General features: G+C 36.2%; 18 protein-coding genes. 5 read left to right on the top strand and 13 right to left on the bottom strand.

Translation table 11 applies throughout. The annotated features are described in order from the left end of the window. The first annotated feature begins 129 nt into the window (after window positions 1-129). The 4 genes from AC5YGI_RS16205 to AC5YGI_RS16190 all read left to right on the top strand — a co-directional run bounded on the left by AC5YGI_RS16205 (window position 130) and on the right by AC5YGI_RS16190 (window position 3,328). The gene (locus tag AC5YGI_RS16205) at window positions 130-876 is read left to right on the top strand and encodes a hypothetical protein (RefSeq protein WP_110010633.1); all 747 of its coding nucleotides are present in this window, start codon (window positions 130-132) and stop codon (window positions 874-876) included. A gap of 1 nt (window position 877) precedes the next feature. Beyond that, a complete protein-coding gene (locus AC5YGI_RS16200) occupies window positions 878-1,684 on the top strand; it encodes a hypothetical protein (protein ID WP_330745163.1) in 807 nt (268 codons plus the stop codon). 17 nt (window positions 1,685-1,701) lie between these two features. Beyond that, window positions 1,702-2,445, top strand: a complete 744-nt coding sequence (locus AC5YGI_RS16195; protein ID WP_330745164.1) for a carboxypeptidase-like regulatory domain-containing protein — start codon at window positions 1,702-1,704, stop codon at window positions 2,443-2,445. A gap of 148 nt (window positions 2,446-2,593) precedes the next feature. Continuing rightward, window positions 2,594-3,328 carry an SIMPL domain-containing protein gene (locus tag AC5YGI_RS16190; protein ID WP_330745165.1) on the top strand — a complete coding sequence of 245 codons (735 nt, stop codon included), beginning with the start codon at window positions 2,594-2,596 and terminating at the stop codon, window positions 3,326-3,328. 267 nt (window positions 3,329-3,595) lie between these two features. Here the strand turns inward: AC5YGI_RS16190 and AC5YGI_RS16185 are convergent, their stop codons facing one another. The 5 genes from AC5YGI_RS16185 to AC5YGI_RS16165 all read right to left on the bottom strand — a co-directional run bounded on the left by AC5YGI_RS16185 (window position 3,596) and on the right by AC5YGI_RS16165 (window position 8,589). Further along, the gene (locus AC5YGI_RS16185; RefSeq protein WP_330745166.1) at window positions 3,596-4,108 is read right to left on the bottom strand and encodes a GNAT family N-acetyltransferase; all 513 of its coding nucleotides are present in this window, start codon (window positions 4,106-4,108) and stop codon (window positions 3,596-3,598) included. Window positions 4,109-4,111: 3 nt separating this feature from the next. Continuing rightward, complete coding sequence (locus tag AC5YGI_RS16180) at window positions 4,112-4,333, bottom strand: PspC family transcriptional regulator (RefSeq protein ID WP_002981826.1); 222 nt, start codon at window positions 4,331-4,333, stop codon at window positions 4,112-4,114. 93 nt (window positions 4,334-4,426) lie between these two features. Continuing rightward, entirely contained in the window at window positions 4,427-5,683 is a 1,257-nt protein-coding gene (locus AC5YGI_RS16175; RefSeq protein ID WP_496168991.1) for a DUF2851 family protein, read from the bottom strand. A gap of 27 nt (window positions 5,684-5,710) precedes the next feature. Beyond that, window positions 5,711-6,859: an N-acetyl-alpha-D-glucosaminyl L-malate synthase BshA gene (bshA, locus tag AC5YGI_RS16170; protein WP_079240311.1), complete on the bottom strand. Its 1,149-nt coding sequence runs from the start codon at window positions 6,857-6,859 to the stop codon at window positions 5,711-5,713. Between the two features lie 26 nt (window positions 6,860-6,885). Beyond that, window positions 6,886-8,589, bottom strand: coding sequence for a glycoside hydrolase family 3 protein (locus AC5YGI_RS16165; RefSeq protein WP_330745168.1), 1,704 nt, complete (start codon window positions 8,587-8,589; stop codon window positions 6,886-6,888). 115 nt (window positions 8,590-8,704) lie between these two features. Between AC5YGI_RS16165 and AC5YGI_RS16160 the strand changes: the two genes are divergently transcribed. Further along, the gene (locus AC5YGI_RS16160) at window positions 8,705-9,253 is read left to right on the top strand and encodes a hypothetical protein (RefSeq protein ID WP_330745169.1); all 549 of its coding nucleotides are present in this window, start codon (window positions 8,705-8,707) and stop codon (window positions 9,251-9,253) included. Window positions 9,254-9,436: 183 nt separating this feature from the next. On the opposite strand, the gene ribA is transcribed toward AC5YGI_RS16160, so the two are convergent. From ribA to AC5YGI_RS16120, 8 genes are all read right to left on the bottom strand, one after another. Then, a complete protein-coding gene (gene ribA / locus AC5YGI_RS16155) occupies window positions 9,437-10,033 on the bottom strand; it encodes a GTP cyclohydrolase II (RefSeq protein WP_052198528.1) in 597 nt (198 codons plus the stop codon). A gap of 18 nt (window positions 10,034-10,051) precedes the next feature. Continuing rightward, complete coding sequence (locus AC5YGI_RS16150; protein ID WP_062672271.1) at window positions 10,052-10,510, bottom strand: hypothetical protein; 459 nt, start codon at window positions 10,508-10,510, stop codon at window positions 10,052-10,054. After that, window positions 10,507-11,121, bottom strand: coding sequence for a DUF4254 domain-containing protein (locus AC5YGI_RS16145; RefSeq protein ID WP_034695722.1), 615 nt, complete (start codon window positions 11,119-11,121; stop codon window positions 10,507-10,509). The genes AC5YGI_RS16150 and AC5YGI_RS16145 overlap by 4 nt, the downstream gene beginning before the upstream one ends. A 15-nt stretch (window positions 11,122-11,136) precedes the next feature. After that, the gene (locus AC5YGI_RS16140) at window positions 11,137-11,349 is read right to left on the bottom strand and encodes a twin-arginine translocase TatA/TatE family subunit (RefSeq protein WP_076596910.1); all 213 of its coding nucleotides are present in this window, start codon (window positions 11,347-11,349) and stop codon (window positions 11,137-11,139) included. A 31-nt stretch (window positions 11,350-11,380) separates the two neighbouring features. Then, complete coding sequence (locus AC5YGI_RS16135) at window positions 11,381-12,943, bottom strand: peptidoglycan DD-metalloendopeptidase family protein (RefSeq protein ID WP_110010642.1); 1,563 nt, start codon at window positions 12,941-12,943, stop codon at window positions 11,381-11,383. After that, a complete protein-coding gene (lolB1, locus tag AC5YGI_RS16130) occupies window positions 12,940-13,791 on the bottom strand; it encodes a lipoprotein insertase outer membrane protein LolB1 (RefSeq protein ID WP_454511770.1) in 852 nt (283 codons plus the stop codon). The genes AC5YGI_RS16135 and lolB1 overlap by 4 nt, the downstream gene beginning before the upstream one ends. A 106-nt stretch (window positions 13,792-13,897) precedes the next feature. Beyond that, window positions 13,898-14,914: a sugar phosphate nucleotidyltransferase gene (locus AC5YGI_RS16125; RefSeq protein WP_110010644.1), complete on the bottom strand. Its 1,017-nt coding sequence runs from the start codon at window positions 14,912-14,914 to the stop codon at window positions 13,898-13,900. 153 nt (window positions 14,915-15,067) lie between these two features. Then, window positions 15,068-16,522, bottom strand: coding sequence for a lipopolysaccharide biosynthesis protein (locus AC5YGI_RS16120; RefSeq protein WP_446106842.1), 1,455 nt, complete (start codon window positions 16,520-16,522; stop codon window positions 15,068-15,070). Window positions 16,523-16,574: the final 52 nt, after the last annotated feature.

Genomic DNA, 16,574 nt, shown 5'->3' with positions numbered 1-16,574 from the left:
CAATTTAATTACGCTATTTAACAGTTTACAGGGTAAAAATCAAAAAGAAATATTAAAACGCGTTAACTGTGGTTAAACTTATGGGATACATTAAAAATAATTTTAGCTTTGCTTTATAAAAAATAGCCCGTGAAACTTAAACTATTCTTTTTCTTATCCTTTATTCTTTTTATTCATACCCAGGCCCAAAGCTATATATTTGGTAAAATCATTTCCGAAAACGGCACTGAAATGCAGGATGTGAATGTTGTCAATATCAGAACTGATGAGATCGTAGTTTCAAACAGGGATGGTCATTTTATGATTTCGGGAAGACAGGGAGATGAACTTCGTTTTATAAAAGCGGGTTATGAACGTATCACCAAAATAGTTTCCCAGGAAAATACACAATCTCCGATGAATATAAGTATGGTTCGCCAGACTATTCAGATTCCTGAAGTGGAAGTGAAACAGGGGCTCACCGGAAACCTTAAAATTGATTCAAAACTTTATAATAAACCTCAAAAGGTTGAAAAACTGCTCAAAGAAATGGATCGGTATATTGCTCAGAAATCAGATCCCAGAATACTGGCCGCAAAACCCGGGGAATTTGTACAGCCGAAAGGCCAGGGATTTTCTATTGGGAAAGTGAAAGATAAATGGGATGATGTAGATTTAATGAAGTACATCAGAGCAAGCCTTGGTGATGATTATTTTACCAATCTTAAAATTGAGAAACCTCTGATAGAACATTTTATCTATTATGTTTTTGCAGGCGGTTTTGAAAGGAAAAAAATCCTGAAATACGGATTCTGCAGTGATGCGGATCTGAACAGGTTTCAGCGTTTTGTCCTGACAAGAATTTCATCTTATCGTGCTCCGCAAACTCAAAGATAATATGGAAATAAAATATATCAGAAGAGTTTTATTATTAGTGCTTTTTTGTATCGCTTCAGTATTGTGGGGACAGCAAAAAATATCAGGAAAGGTAATAACAGGCGATGACCTTGATTTAGCTCCTGTACTGGTTGTTAATATCACAGGGAATAGAAGTGTATTAAGTGATATGTCCGGAAAATTTGAAATCGAAGCTAAAGAAAATGATGAGATCAGATTTGTAAAAGAAGGATATTACCGAGTTGATAAAAAATTGACCAAAGAAGAGATCGATGCTCCGTTCAACATAATTCTGAAGAAGATGGAAATTCAGATTCCTGAGGTCAGGATTAAGTATAGACCTACCGGAAATCTGGCAAAAGATAATCAGCATTATAATGAATCCAGAAAACTTCAGGCTTTAAAATCAGATATGGACGATTATATGAGAAGTCCGCTGAATCAGCCTTTACCCAATAACACCACATCCAAAACTTTTACAGGTCATGATTTCAATGCAGGGCAGGTCAATTTGTTTGGCGTATTTAATGCTGTAAAGAAATTGGCACAGCCTAAGGTTACCAAAGCCAATTACAATGAAACCCGGGATTTCCTCAGGAGGGTTAAGAATGAAGTAAATCTGGGGTTCCTTAAAAAGTACGGAATGGATGAAGAACAAATTGATGCATTTCTTCTGTATGCAGATAAAACCCGTTCATTGGCGAAAAGATACCGTAAAGATTTTAGTGTCACTGTCATTGAATATGAACTTAAAATTGCCTTCGGGGAATACAGTAAGACAAACAAATTAGAAGGAATTAAAGAATAATATATAAAAATCAGAAGTTGGGTTATTTTACTGAAAATATTGAAACATCCGGACAGAGAAAGTTTTTTCTTTTCCTGATGCTTCTGTGCAGTACTTTTATTTTTTCTCAGCAGAAAGTGACAGGGCGAATCGTAGATGACAATGGAGAGAATTTAAGTAAAGTAATTGTTATCAACATGTCTACGGATAAAAAAGTATATTCTGATTCTGAAGGTATATTTTCTATTGATGCCAATCCTAATGATGAATTAAGATTTGTAAAAGAAGATTTCAGAAGAGTTTCCAGAAAAGTTCTTACCAGTGATGCCAACCTGCCGCTCTTTGTTACCCTTTATCAGATCCCGAGAGATGTTGGTGAAGTAAAGATTGTAAAAAAACTCACCGGAGATCTGGAAACAGATTCCCGGATTGTAGCTAAAGTAGATAAAGGAGAACAGGTGAGAGATGCCGTCGGTCTTCCGCAGCCGGTCGGAAAAATGAGAGAAAAACCGGCAGAAGTAAAAAGTGTGCTTTTACCGATACTTTTGGGAAACCTGAATGTTCAGGGCGTATATGATCTGATAAGCGGTAAAGCCAGAAGACAGAAAAGACAATATCGGTATGATGATCTGCAGGAACATATTGCGTGGGTTCGGGACAGAATAGATGACGAATATTTTATTAGAGCAGGAATTCCCGGTGACAGAATCTCTGAATTTATTCAATTTTCGTTTTTAGCAAAACCTCAGGTACGAACCTATGTAAAAGCAAGAAATCTTTAGGGGGTCATGCTGAGACTGGAAGAGACAGTTCCGCTTTTTCTGGAGAGAGTAAACCAGGATCAAAAGTAATGTAAATGTTAATAAATTCTTAAAATGTTGGAATAGAAATTGATACAGTATAATGTAACAATCCAAATTCACACATTTTATGAATAAAAACATTTTTGCAGTAGCTATTGCAGCATTAGGTTTTGTAGTAGGTCTCGGTTTTTTGGGAAATGCTATTAAAAACAGGAATAAATCTGAAAATACCATTTCCGTGACAGGATTAGGAACCAAACAGTTTACATCAGATCTGATCACCTGGTCCGGAAGCTTTTCCAAAAATAATGTGGATCTCAAATCTGCCTACGATGGACTGGCGACAGACAGAAAAGTAATTAATGACTATTTGCTTTCAAAAGGGATACAACAGAAAGAGATCGTGTTTTCTTCCGTAGATATTCAGAAACAGTTCAGAAGCTATAATGATTCAAACGGAAACTATGTACAAGGGGAATTCTCCGGTTATAATCTCACCCAAAAAGTTTCTATTGAAAGTAAAGAAGTGGGAAAAATAGAAAACCTTTCCAGAAATATTACCGAGATTATCAACCGTGGCATTGAATTCACTTCTTCTTCACCAGCGTATTTCTACACCAAGCTGGCTACAGTAAAACAGGAAATGATTGCCAGTGCTACAAAAGATGCTAAAGAACGTGCTGAAAAAATTGCAGAAAATTCTGGAAGCAGTCTCGGAAATCTCAAGAAGGCAACCATGGGTGTAATTCAGATTACGGCACCCAATTCCAATGAAGATTACTCTTACGGTGGAACTTTCAATACTTCATCCAAAGAAAAAGAAGCCAGTATTACCATCAAACTGGAGTATGAAGTAAATTAATAGAAAAAGTTGTCTGATAAACTTTATAAAACCACAAAAGTCACAAAAGGACTCATTTTAAAACACTTTTGTACAGTTATGTGAGTTTAAAATTATACCTCATAAAAGCTCACATAAGATTGAAATCAAAGATTTTCACAAAACTTAGGTGAACTCATTATGCATAAAGTTTTGCTCTAAAAACTTAAGTGTTTAAAACTTTTGTGCCTTTTGTGGTCAAGAAATAGAAAATAAAAACGCCGGAAGACTATTCCGGCGTTTTATATTTTAAGCATAAATAATTTTATGAATTTCTTTTTTGGCTTCCTCTATATTTTCAGGAGTATAATTGGCCAGCAGCCATAAGTTTAAAGATTTTTTCCCTTCGCCATAGCTCGGCTGAACATGAGTAGTATCAATCAGACTGAAATTATTTCTCTGATAAAAAGAATACCGTCTTGAAGCATCTTCGCTCAATTCTGCAGGTTCAATTTCCAGAATAATACTTGGGTAATTTTCTGATAAATGATTCATAATATGAGATCCCAGTTTTTTACTTCTGAATGCTTCAAAAACTTCAAAATGCTCTACAAAAACAAAAGAACTCAGCTTCCACAGGATGAGGTAGCCAATAGCTTCCGATTCGTGGATAACAGACATGAATTCCACATAAGGATTTGTAAATAAACTTTCAAACTGATCTTTATCTCTTTGTTCGTCTACAGGAAAAGTGGTAGTATAAGAAGTATAGATTTCCTGAACTCTAGGATCTTCTGCGGAAGTAATCGGTAAAAATTTCATAATTTATAAATCAAAGACACTTGGTCTTCTGGTGATGAAAATATCTTTAATCCAAAGGGTGAATGCCAGTCCCAGATAGATCAGAAAGAAAAATCCAGCTGTAGCGAAAGTAGAATAGATGAAGAAAACTCTCAATTTAGAAACAGGAATTCCCAGCTTGGCTCCCATTCTGGTCAGTACACCAAACCATTCTCTTTCCATTTTATGACGAATATTACTCAGCATTTCCAGATTGTTATTTAAAAGTTTGAATCTATCAATCAAAGTTAAGGAATTTTTTTGACAAAGATTTTAATCGACAAAACTGCCCGGATAAGGTTATTCTTTTAAGAGTTTATAGCCTATAGTACAGGCTAAGCAATTTTTCGGCTCGCAATAGGTTTTATAATGATAGATAAGACTTTGACTTTCCAGCGCATTGCTAACCTTTAATCCGTGTTTTTTCCAGCTCGTAATGATGGTGTTTTTCTCTCCGGAAATTGTCTTGTATAGTGCAATAATTTCATCTGCAATATCTTCCTTATGATATCTGTGATAAGTATATTGTAAAGGAAGTATGGTATTTAGAATGAGAAGATCAACAAAATCTTGGCTCAGTGTTTTAGGCTGTACTTTGGAAATACTCCCGAAATTAAAATGAAAATCCCAATATTCAGAAGCTTTTACAGAGCTGAAAATAGTGTACAGCTGTTCTGCGCTTCTTGCTTCCATGATTTTTGAAAATAAATTCTGCTGCCTGTACAGGTCAGCCAATTGTGACAACCGGATTGTTGGAAAATTCGGTGGTCTTAGTCTTAAAAACTTAGGATGAAATTGTAAATCAGAAATGGAAAATTTTGCCTTGATAAAATCGAATTCTCTTTTCCATATTGTCATCTGCCCGTCCTGGGGTTTCTCAAGCCATCCTGAAATTCCAAATAATAACGCTTCAAGCTGAAGGGGATTCTGACGTATTTTATTGATAATACTGTAATCAATACTTTCTGCAATCTGCCGGAAAATAGAAGCATTTACTTTTAACCCGAATGAGTAGGCAAAACTGTGAAATAAAACGGCTTCAAAATTATTTTTATATTGATGTAAACTCTGTTCAAGTTCTGAAGATTTCTCATCCAGTTTTTTCAGTATACTTTCTTCATAAAAATTGACCGGGATTTTTTTCGGATCAAAAATCTTTTCGCAGGCAATAAATTCATCGCCATTCGTAAGTTTTTCATATTTCCAAAGAATATTTTTATCGATATAACTTTGAAGTTCCAAGGTTGGAACCTGCTTTCCGATAAGTTCATGAATGTCTATGTCGTGCTGGAATACAACATGAAGAATAATATTGCGGTAATTGGGATCCTGGGAATGATTGTGGAAAATCCAGTCTGAAGAGCGTACATGCAGTTCTATATTTCCTGCGAGAAGTAAGCCGTTGATTTTGATTTTAGCGTCAAGAAAATCAGGGCCTGCATTTTTGTTCCATTTTCCGAAATGGATGATCTCAACGGATTTTCCTTCAATATCCTTGAAGTCAAAATGTTTGAAAACCTTATAGTTCCAAAGATATTGAAGTAGTTTTTCCGTCATAAGTGTGACGTAAATATAATAGAAATATTATACTTTCGTCAGCTCCTTATTAAAATTTTCTATGGTTGTTCTATACATTTTCTCATAGATAGGAAGAATGTTTTTCAAATCGAATTTTATTGCCTGATCTTTCGCATTTTGCTTCATTTTGGCTAAAAGTTCATCGTTACTCAACAGCTTGATGGTGTAGTTGCTCATCGCTTCCACATTTCCGATTTCAGCAAGATATCCGGTTTCTCCCTGAATGTTCACCTCAGGAATTCCTCCTGCATTGGAACTGATCACCGGAGTATACGCTGCCATGGCTTCCAACGCTGCAAGACCGAAACTTTCCTGCTCGGAAGGCAGAAGAAATACATCCGAAAGCTGTAAAATTTTATAGAGATCATTCACCTTTCCTAAAAGGCGGATTTTGGAAATAAGCTCAGGATTTTCTTCCAGGAACTGATTTACTTTTTCCATATCAGGACCTTCACCAATGATGATCAGCTTGGATTTCACTTTTCTTTCCACATTCTTAAAGATCTGCAGCACTTCGTCTACCCGTTTTACAGGACGAAGGTTAGACACGTGAATCAGAATTTTTTCATCCGGATTGGCAAACTGTGTTCTCTGGCACTCAGAGCAGTCATCAAATTCAGAATTATCAATAAAATTGGTAATCACCTGAATTTCTTTTTTGATATTGAAAAACTGAAGGGTATCTTTTTTCAGACTTTCAGAAACCGAAGTAATCGCATCAGACTGATTGATCGAAAATTCTACCGCATGTTTATAACTCGGGTGCTGGCCTACAAGGGTAATATCTGTACCGTGTAATGTAGTGACCAACGGAATATCATTATTGTCTTCCTTGAGCATTTGTTTTGCCGTAAATGCCGCATATGCGTAAGGAATGGCATAATGTGCATGAAGAAGATCCAGTTTATAAAGATTGACAACCCTGTAGATCATCGAACTTAGTGCAATATCATAAGGCTGATACTGGAAAAGCGGATAGGTCTGAACATTGACCCTGTGAAAGAAAATATTCGGGTTGGTGATATCTAATCTTGCAGGAAGTGCAGAACTGATGAAGTGTACTTCATAGCCTTTGTTGGCAAGTGACATTCCTAATTCTGTTGCTACAATTCCGCTTCCTCCATAGGTAGGGTAGCAAAGTATGCCTATTTTCATTAGATTATTGTTGTTTTAATTTTGTATTATTTGGTTTTTGTTGAGGTTGTCATAGGAAGATCTATACCCATTCCCGGTTTCAATTGATCATTAACCAGTACCGGAAGTTTTCCCCATATTTTTGTTTTTCCATTGAAAGCATCCGCAGTTGCATTCATAGAATCATCATTGTTTTCATATGAAACAAGAACGGTTGAAACTTTTGAAATATCAATATCCTTTAAGGCATAAGCACTCCCGAATACATTCAGAATGACATTTTGATTTTTGGTAAGATCAGAAAGTACTTTTTTAGATTCTGCTGAAATTTTATAAGGTTTGTAAGCCGTAGAATTATCTTTATGGAAACCTACAATAACTGTGGATCCCGCCGGAATAGTTTTAATTTCTCCTGCTTTTTTAATGATAATATTATTTCCCAATCTGTTGGCGAAAGTCTGGTAAGGAGCTTCTTCAAGAGGAACATAATAAATCTGTTTTCCTGTAAGAGGAAGCAATTTCTTTTCGTCTTTTAATAAAGTCAGGGCATTGGAATAAAGATTCTGTACCAATTGGGTGTGAGAATCATTATTTAGATCCTTATTGATATTTTCAGGATTTTTAGGAGTGTATTGGGTAAGACCAAGAAAATATTTTGTCAACAAGATCTTTTTCACACTTTCTTCCACTCTGGATTGTGGAATTTCTCCTTTATCAAGAGCTTTCTGGATCAGTTTTTTGCCTTCAGAAACACCTTGAGAGAAAAGCATAATGTCATTTCCTGCTTTAAAGGCCATAGCATCCAGTTCGCCCGGCTGGTATTTATTCGCCACAGCGCCCATATTTAATGCATCTGTAATGATTAAACCTTTATAGCCTAGTTTATCTTTCAGTACTCCTGTAATAATGTTTTTAGAAACAGAGGCCGGAATTCCTTTTTCTGATTCTAAGCTTGGAACATATAAATGAGCAACCATTACACCGCCAATTCCTTTATTCATCAGTGCTTTGAAAGGAGCAAGTTCCACAGCGTCAAGTCTGTCAATACCATGAGGAACTACCGGAAGATCAAGGTGAGAGTCTGTACTGGTATCTCCGTGTCCCGGGAAGTGTTTAATAGCCGCTAAAATATTATTATCCTGAAGACCGTTGGAGTAGGATAGGGCAGAGGTGATGACATTATTCACTTCAGAGCCAAAACTTCTGTTGCCGATAATCGGATTATCAGGATTGGTGTTGACATCTACTACAGGCGCGAAATCCCAATTGATTCCCATTCTTTTGCAATCTTCTGCAATTTTTGCAGCCATCTGGTACACAAGATTTTTATCCTGGATAGCGCCTAATGTCATGGCCCATGGAAATTTGTGGGCAGTAGCAATTCGCTGATAGAGTCCCCATTCTGCATCCATCCCGATCATCAAAGGAACTTTAGATTTTTGCTGAAATTCATTCACCAGGTTAATTTCCCTTGCTGCGTCATCCTGCATTAAAATCAAACCGCCTATTTTATCATTTGTAACAATATTTCTTACCTGGCTGATATAATCTTCCCCCCTGTTGGTATACAATGCCACAATAAAAAGCTGTCCCAGTTTTTCATCCTGAGAAAGATTTTTATAAGTGATATCAACCCATTCCTGAGCTTTTTTCAGATCTTCCTTAGAAGCATTTTTTGGCTGATACTGGGCTTTCACCTTAGGGCTTATCAACGCAGCAATAAAGAGTGAAGTATATAATAATTTCTTCATGACTTTTTGAATAAGAACAAAAATACAATTAAAAAAGTGAGGAAAACAAAGTTTTTGAAATTTTTGGTATATGATTTGAATACGCAATATAAATAATAACTAAACTTTAATAAAAATGAAAAAAATACTTCTCTTCTTATTCCTGGGGGCTGTAGGTTTTACCGCTTATAGCTGTGATAACGATGATACTGTAGTACAAGGAACAGATTATGATACCATAAACCAATCATTTGATATATCTCCTACTTTTACAAGAGTTAATGACAATCTTTACAGATGGAGTGATGACTTTAACAAGCCATTAATACAATCCGATATGGTGCTTATTTATATGCAGATTGGTACTGACGGAGATTCTCCTGTATGGAAACTTCTTCCTTATACTTATTACGTAGGTAATGGAAATAACGATGCTGTAGATTATATTTATGAATTCAGTAAGTATGCTGCTACCATTAATATTAACTCTACCAATACATTCAGCTTAACAGCTAACCCATCATACTATCAGAATAAAAAATTCAGAGTTCTTATTCTTCCTGCAAATGGAACAGGAACTGGTGGTGCAAAAATGGCGAAAGGTGCTGGCGTAGATTACAACGATTATAAAAGTGTAATCAAATATTACAATATTGACGAGTCTAAAATTGTAACTAAATACTAAGAAATATCTTTTCAGTTTTTTATAATTAAAAAAGTCCCGGGAGAAATTCTCTCGGGGCTTTTGATTTATAATAGAAAATGATACAAAGTGTCTACTTGGTATCTGTTTATACAAAGCCTGTATTTTGAGCAGTATATTAAAAATTAAAAGCCTCAGAGTATTTATTCTGAGGCTTTATTTTTATTAGTTATCATTGTCATCAAGAAGATGTCCAAAGAAGTCTTTTTTTGTCTGCAGATAACCTTTGCTTATTTCATTGGCAGGAATCTGTAATGGGACTCTTGAATTAAGGTGAATATTGCTGTCTACCACATATTTTACCTTTTCAGGATTATTGGTCAGAAGATTGATATCTTTTACCTCCAATAGATTAAGAATTTCAATGGCTACGCCAAAGTTTCTGTCATCTGCAGGAAGTCCCAGTTCAAGATTGGCCTGTACGGTATCCAATCCTTTTTCCTGTAGTGAGTAAGCCTTAAGCTTGTTGATGATCCCGATGTTTCTTCCTTCCTGACGAAGGTAGATGATAATCCCACCGTTTTCATGGATATATTTCATTGCAGCATCCAATTGTTGGCCGCATTCACATTTTTTTGAATGGAAAACTTCTCCGGTAATACATTCTGAATGGAAACGAACATTGACCGGTTTTGAAAAATCTGTATTTTCAGCAACGATGGCCATATGCGGCATCCAGTCGTTTTCGTTTTCGGAGAAAGCGATCATTCGGAAAGTGCCGTGCTCTGTGGGAACATTGGCTTCCGCCTGAATTTTAATCATTGATAGTTCAATTAGTTTTTAACTTCCTGGCAAAGTATCTTCAATAACAGAAATATTGGTTTTTAAACGCACCAGATATCTGTTAAGAACTTCATCGTCGTCTCTGTCAAGATTCTGCCTTAGCTTTTGAATTTTTTTGTATGATTTTTCGAAGCTTTTAAGGGCTCTGCTTTTTCCGGCAGAATTGCTGGCATCAATAGCATATAAATAATTCTGCAGACTGTATTTCAAACTGGTAATCTCATCATTTAATCCGTTGTTTTTAAACTTGGGAAAAGTGGAGATCATATTTGAAATTTCAGAAGCATTGACATTCTGTTTGATATTGATATTAAAATTCTTCTTAGAGCTTCTGTCTGAATCAGACCCTTTAGCATCACTGTAAAAATTATTTGACAACGGAGAAAGATTAAGCTTCTCCGATGCGCAGGAAGATGTTAATATGATAAGTACTCCAAAGAAAAATAGTCGTTTCATTTTTGTTGCCCTTTTTGATAAAGGATTGGGTTAAGACTTTCATCATTGTACATTTTCATTTGTTTGTACACTTTCATCTTAACGTTACCGTTCTCAATATCAGTAAGCAACTGATCTATAGAAGTTGATAGGTCTTCTTTCTGAGTAAGCAGAACATCCAGCTTAGCCTGGCAGTTGTTTCTGTGTTCTTCAGAAGCAGATTCCCTGTTAGCTTCTAACGACATATGATAAACCTTTAATGCAAGAATTGATAGCCTGTCTACTGCCCAAGCGGGAGTTTCTGTATTTATTTTTGCTTCAGGTTTAGGAGTTATATTTTCAAACTTATTAAGAAACCAGCCATCAATATACTCTACCAAATCAGTTCTTTTTTGATTGGAAGCGTCTATTGTTCTCTTCAGTTGAAGAGCTTCAGCCGGATCAATATTTTCATCTCTAATTATATCTTCCAAATGCCATTGAACGGTATCAATCCAGTTCTTTGCATACAAAATCCGTTCCAAACTATCTTTTTCGAACGGGTTATTAATTAGAGTGTTAACGTCATCAGACACGTGATAGTCTTCAATAGCTTGATTGAAGACTTTCCATGCAGTCTCAGTAAATTTCATTAATTCTAAGGAATTTTAGTTGCTGGAAGAATTGTTATTATTGGAAGCCGATTTGTTTTCAGAACCTGGTTTGTCTTCTTCTTTTACTGCATCTTTAAATTCCTTGATTCCTGAACCAACTCCTCTCATTAATTCAGGGATTTTCTTTCCTCCGAAAAGTAATACCAAAAGTATTGCTACGATAAGGATGTGCTGCCAAGATAAGGCAAGTATTGTTAGTGTATTCATCTCTTAAAATTTTTGCAAAGTTACACTTTTTTTAATATGAAATCCAACCTAATGGATCAACTGGTGTACTTCCGTTCCATACTTGGAAATCAAGCGTATAAGCACCATCAAAATCCTGAGCTATCGTACCTACCGGAGTTCCTGATGAAACCTGCTGCCCTTTGGAAACACTTACATTTCCTAAGTTGGAATAAATGGTAAAATAACTTCCGTGTTTGATGATAACGGTCTTGGTTCCGTCATTGTTGGCCAGTACCGAAGATACTGATCCCGGGAACACCGATTTTGCACGTGCGCCTGAAGGAACGGAAATTTTGATCCCGTTATTTTCTTCAGTAATATTTTTGAAAACCGGGTGCGGCTGTCTTCCGAAACGGTGAGTGATTTGTCCGGCTCTGTCTGCAGGATAGCCTAATCTACCTCTGTTATCTGCAAAACTGCTTCCTGTAGCGGTGGAAACTCCGTAGCTTGTCATGGCTTTGCTCTCTGCTGCCTTTTTCTCCTCTTCTTTTCTTTTCGTAAGCGCTGCTTCTGCTGCTCTTGCGGCAGCTAATTTATCTGCAGCTTCTTTAGCTCTTGCATTGGCCTCGTCTGAAGCTTTTTTAGCGGCTACTCTTCTGGCTTCATCTCTTGCATTAGCTTCGGCTCTCGCGGCATCTTCATTACGCTTCCTTTCTTCTTCAGCTCTTTTTGCAGCAAGTTCTGCAGCTCTCTTGGCTTCTGCTTCTGCAAGTCTTCTTTCTCTTTCAAGGGCTTCAGCTCTTGCCTTAGCTTCCGCTTCGATTCTTGCTTTTTCTCTTTCAGCAGCCAGTTTTGCCAAACGTATTTTTTCTGCTTCTGCCTTTCTTCTGGCTTCTTCTTCAGCTTTTGCAATTCTGATCTCTTCTGCAATAATAGCTCTGATCTGTCCTTCCAGTGCTTTAGACTGAACTTGTTTTTGCTTAAGTTCAGCAGTCAGCTTGGATTCGTTTTTCTTGAATTCAGCTACCAATTGTTCTTTTTGGGCTCTTTCAGCATTGATGGTTGCCAGGTCTTTCTGCTGGTTAATTAAAAGGGATTCTTTCGCTTTTACAGAATTTTGCTTTTGGGCAATGGTCTTTTTGATGAGATTGGCAGCATTTGTGATTTCAGCTGCTTTTTTATCCTGGTAGTCTGAGTATTGTTTCAGATACTGAACTCTTCGAATGGCTTCTCCTAAATTTTTAGCAGAAAGAATAAAAGTTACTTTGTTCTGTACTCCTTTGTTTTTATAAGCATTCACCAAAACTTCAGCATAGTTTTTTCTCAAAACTGCCAGTTCTTTATTCTGACGGTTGATTTCCAGCTGACGTAAGTAGATATCATCCTCAATGAATCTTTTTTCTTTCTGCGTATTATTGTAAACCTTTTCTCTTAATACCAATTTTTGGTTGACATTGGAAAGGTAGGCTACGGAAAGTTTAGATTCACTTCTGGTTTTGGCTAAATCGGTATTTATTTGTGCAATTTGTTTTTTAAGTTCGGCATTCTGCTTCTGCAGTTGTTCTTTGGTCTGCTGTCCCTGATGCAGTCCGAACATCAAAACACCTATTAAAAAGCTAAATTTTCTAATCATTTAATCTCAATTTTCTTATAACTGGATGGTACAGAATAAGGTGTTTCCATCCTCGAAAAGTCAAATTTCGTGTTTTCCAGTAAAATCTGACTAGATTTTGAGCCTTTTATAATTATTTTAACATTTTTTGGAAGGCGTATTCCTCCGTATTCATTCCAGTCACTATAAGAAACATCTAGTTCGTCTGATGACAGAATATCTTTTAAATTCACGGCTAACAAATCGTAATTGGTGTCGTATTGGAGAGCCACCTTATACTCTCTGTTTTTTTCGTCCGTAACGATTTTCTGGTTCGTATTGGAAACCATTTTAAAACCCTGGGCATTTTGAGTAAGGTCAAACTGTCTGTCGTTGATCTTTACAAAAGTTCTCCCCAGTAAGATCTTTTCCAACGATTTATAATCAATGAAATTAACGTTCAGCAGATTATTAAGATAGTCAAAATCGGAATCTATATAGGTTTTATTGATTTTATCCTGGCCCTTTATTCCTTCCGGTGTAGCGATACCTCTTGCTGCATTGATGAACAAAGCTCTCAGATTCATCCACACCTTTTTATCATTTTCAATATAGATGGTTGCGTCCAGTGTAGGAACATAGCTTCCTGTTTCTACTCTTACTTTGCTGTCTATTTTGATTTGTTCAAATTTGGGTGGGATCAATACATGTTCATAAAAAGTGAGTTTGTCTCTCACCGGTTCATTAACATCTTTTGGATTTCCATTATCTATATTTTTTGCACCATTAATGCTATCCCGTGTATGATCAGTATCACTTTGGGCAGTATTACGGGTCTTACAGGATGATAAGGCAAGAAGCAATAAAAGAAATGGGATCCAGTTTTTCATGTATTTATCTTTTAATTAAAAAATACGTTGCAATATTAACGCCAAACCACACAAAACATTTTGTGTGGCCTGATGATATGATGTTTAAGTTAAATATTTCCTATCCTTATTTAGATAAAAAATCTAATACGGAATAATCACCTAAAGATATTTCTCTGGCAACCCCGAAATACTGTGCGGAATTACCGATCATAGAATTGGAAAGGTTCCCGTGATTAATTCTTGTGTTTTCCTGAATCAGGGAGTTTTCAATATTAGAATTCACAACAGTTGTGTTGTTTCCTAAAGAAACGCCAGGTCCTACTTTTGAATTGGAAATTTTTACATTTTCTCCAATAAAGCAAGGCTGAATGATCAAAGAATTTTCAATCACAGCGGAAGCAGGATAGTGAGTCATTGCTTCTCTTTCATATTCAAGGATTTTGCTGTTGGTTTCTACAGTAGCATTTTTGTTACCGCAATCCATCCAGTCGTTTACTTTTCCAAGGGTAAACTTGGCACCTTTAGCTCTGAGGTTTTCAAGAGCAGTTGTTAATTGGTATTCACCGCCGTTTTTAATATCATTATCCATGATATAATTAATTTCTTCCATCAGCTTTTCAGCACTGTTGAAATAATAGATACCAATGATAGCAAGATCTGAAACGTAAGTCGTTGGTTTTTCAACAAAGTCGGTAATAAAACCGTAATTATCCAGTTTTACAACTCCGAACGCTGATGGGTCTTCAACACTTTTCACCCAGATTACACCGTCAGAATTTTTGTCCAACTGGAAATCTGCACGGAAAAGAGTATCTGCAAAGGCAATAACGATATCTCCCTGCATAGATTGTTCCGCACATTTGATGGCGTGAGCAGTTCCAAGAGGATCGTTCTGATAATATATACTTCCTTTTGCTCCCAGCTTTTCAGCAATCTGAATAAGGGATCTTTCGATCTCAGGGCCAAAATCTCCGATGATAAAAGCTACCTCTTCAATGTTTTCTCCTGCAACTTTAGCAATATCTTCCACTAATCTCTGTACGATAGGTTTTCCCGCAATAGGAATAAGAGGTTTTGGAACTGTCAGTGTATGTGGACGTAATCTGGAACCACGTCCAGCCATAGGGACAATAATTTTCATAAATTATATGTATAAAAGATGTTTTATTAGTTGTTTTTGATATTTAGGTTAAAGATAATAATTAAAACCTTTAAGGGATTATGATTTATATCTTTTTAAATAATTGTTTAAATTAACAACAGGTTTGTTTACAAGCAAAATAAAGACCAAAGTTTAAGATCTTTTTATGATTTTGGATACTATTGCTTTTTCTTTGAATACTATCAAAGCCAGGAATAAAAGGAGGAATAAATTACCTACCAGATAATTAGTTCTGAAATAATAGAAAGAAACCAATGAACAAACAATGGTGAATCCCAGATAAATCAATATTTTACCTATATTATAATGAATAGGATACTGCCTTTGTCCCCACACATAGGAAATGATCATCATAGACATAAAGGTAATCAGTGCTGCTATGGCACTTGCCCAATATCCATATTGAGGAATGAACAAGAAGTTGATAAGAATGGTGATACATGCTCCTATAACAGAAATATATAAGCCAACCCTTGTCTGGTCTGATAGCTTATACCAGATAGAAAGATTAAGGTAGATTCCCAGAAACAAAGCTCCAAGCATGATAAATGGAATGATTTCAATTCCCTCATAGTAAAGAGGGTTTCTTAAATATTTTTCAGAAATCCATTGAAGATTTACCATAAGTCCCATATAAATGATGCAGCTGCATACCACAAAAATATCCATCAATACGGCATAGGTCTTGTGAGAATCCTTGTTCTTGAAACTTGAAAAAAAGTAAGGTTCAATACCCAATTGATAGGCCTGTCTGAACACAGTAATAAAGGTAGCAATCTTGTAAACGGCTCCATATACTCCAATCTGATGACGGGCTTCTTCTTCAGGAAGGAGGTATTTTAAGAATTGTCGGTCTAATGTCTGATTTACAATACCAGCCAGTCCTGCAATCATTACCGGCCAGGAATAGTTCATGATTCTTTTCCACAGTCCGAAATCGAATTTGGATATACTGAAGCTGAAGAATTCTTTTCCTACAATCAAAAGAGTGATAATACTTTGGATGAGATTGGCAACGAAAACATATCCGACTCCGAAGTCAGGATTATATTTTAGCCCAAGTACTCCCTCAGGATGTTTAGGAAGCCATCTGATGAAGAATAAAACCAGTAAAAAGTAAACCAGGGAGCCGGCTACCTTGGAAAGCATATATTTGAAGGGTTTTCCTTGTAACCTCAATATAGCAGATGGGATGGTTGAAAATGCATCCAATGAGAGAATAAATAAGAATATGATTAGAAAATTGACCTGATCAGGAGTTTCAAAGGCTTCAGCAAGCTGAAATCTGAATACATATCCCAGAATAAGGTAAATTAACCCCATACTGATGATACTCATTGAGCAGGTTGAAATCAATGTTTTTTTGTCAATGTTATCCTCTTGTGCAAATCGGAAGAAAGAAGTTTCCATGCCATGTGTAAGCAATACCGTAATTACACCTGCAATGGAATACCAGTCTACAAACGGTGACGAAGCAGCTGGTCCGAAAGCCTTTGTAACGATGGGTGCAATGATAAATGGAAAAATACGGACTAATACGGAGCTAAGTCCATATACCGCTGTCTGTCCTAATAGTTTCTTATACAAAGTCGATTTTTTTTTGCAAATGTAAAACTTTAAGCATTCGTTTTGCGATTTT

It is taken from the genome of Chryseobacterium sp. CS3K3.1, from assembly GCF_059515165.1.
Note: the sequence above shows the minus strand (reverse complement) of the source record. Positions and strands in the feature narration are given on the sequence as shown.

What these genes read in the sequence shown, in the direction of transcription:
- AC5YGI_RS16160 (WP_330745169.1), top strand. Translation starts at nt 8,705, where the DNA reads ATGAAAAAAATACTTCTCTTCTTATTCCTGGGGGCTGTAGGTTTTACC.
- ribA (WP_052198528.1), bottom strand. Translation starts at nt 10,033, where the DNA reads ATGATTAAAATTCAGGCGGAAGCCAATGTTCCCACAGAGCACGGCACT.
- AC5YGI_RS16175 (WP_496168991.1), bottom strand. Translation starts at nt 5,683, where the DNA reads ATGACGGAAAAACTACTTCAATATCTTTGGAACTATAAGGTTTTCAAA.
- AC5YGI_RS16165 (WP_330745168.1), bottom strand. Translation starts at nt 8,589, where the DNA reads ATGAAGAAATTATTATATACTTCACTCTTTATTGCTGCGTTGATAAGC.
- AC5YGI_RS16125 (WP_110010644.1), bottom strand. Translation starts at nt 14,914, where the DNA reads ATGAAAATTATTGTCCCTATGGCTGGACGTGGTTCCAGATTACGTCCA.
- AC5YGI_RS16145 (WP_034695722.1), bottom strand. Translation starts at nt 11,121, where the DNA reads ATGAAATTTACTGAGACTGCATGGAAAGTCTTCAATCAAGCTATTGAA.
- AC5YGI_RS16150 (WP_062672271.1), bottom strand. Translation starts at nt 10,510, where the DNA reads ATGAAACGACTATTTTTCTTTGGAGTACTTATCATATTAACATCTTCC.
- AC5YGI_RS16135 (WP_110010642.1), bottom strand. Translation starts at nt 12,943, where the DNA reads ATGATTAGAAAATTTAGCTTTTTAATAGGTGTTTTGATGTTCGGACTG.
- AC5YGI_RS16190 (WP_330745165.1), top strand. Translation starts at nt 2,594, where the DNA reads ATGAATAAAAACATTTTTGCAGTAGCTATTGCAGCATTAGGTTTTGTA.
- bshA (WP_079240311.1), bottom strand. Translation starts at nt 6,859, where the DNA reads ATGAAAATAGGCATACTTTGCTACCCTACCTATGGAGGAAGCGGAATT.
- AC5YGI_RS16185 (WP_330745166.1), bottom strand. Translation starts at nt 4,108, where the DNA reads ATGAAATTTTTACCGATTACTTCCGCAGAAGATCCTAGAGTTCAGGAA.
- lolB1 (WP_454511770.1), bottom strand. Translation starts at nt 13,791, where the DNA reads ATGAAAAACTGGATCCCATTTCTTTTATTGCTTCTTGCCTTATCATCC.
- AC5YGI_RS16180 (WP_002981826.1), bottom strand. Translation starts at nt 4,333, where the DNA reads ATGCTGAGTAATATTCGTCATAAAATGGAAAGAGAATGGTTTGGTGTA.
- AC5YGI_RS16140 (WP_076596910.1), bottom strand. Translation starts at nt 11,349, where the DNA reads ATGAATACACTAACAATACTTGCCTTATCTTGGCAGCACATCCTTATC.
- AC5YGI_RS16200 (WP_330745163.1), top strand. Translation starts at nt 878, where the DNA reads ATGGAAATAAAATATATCAGAAGAGTTTTATTATTAGTGCTTTTTTGT.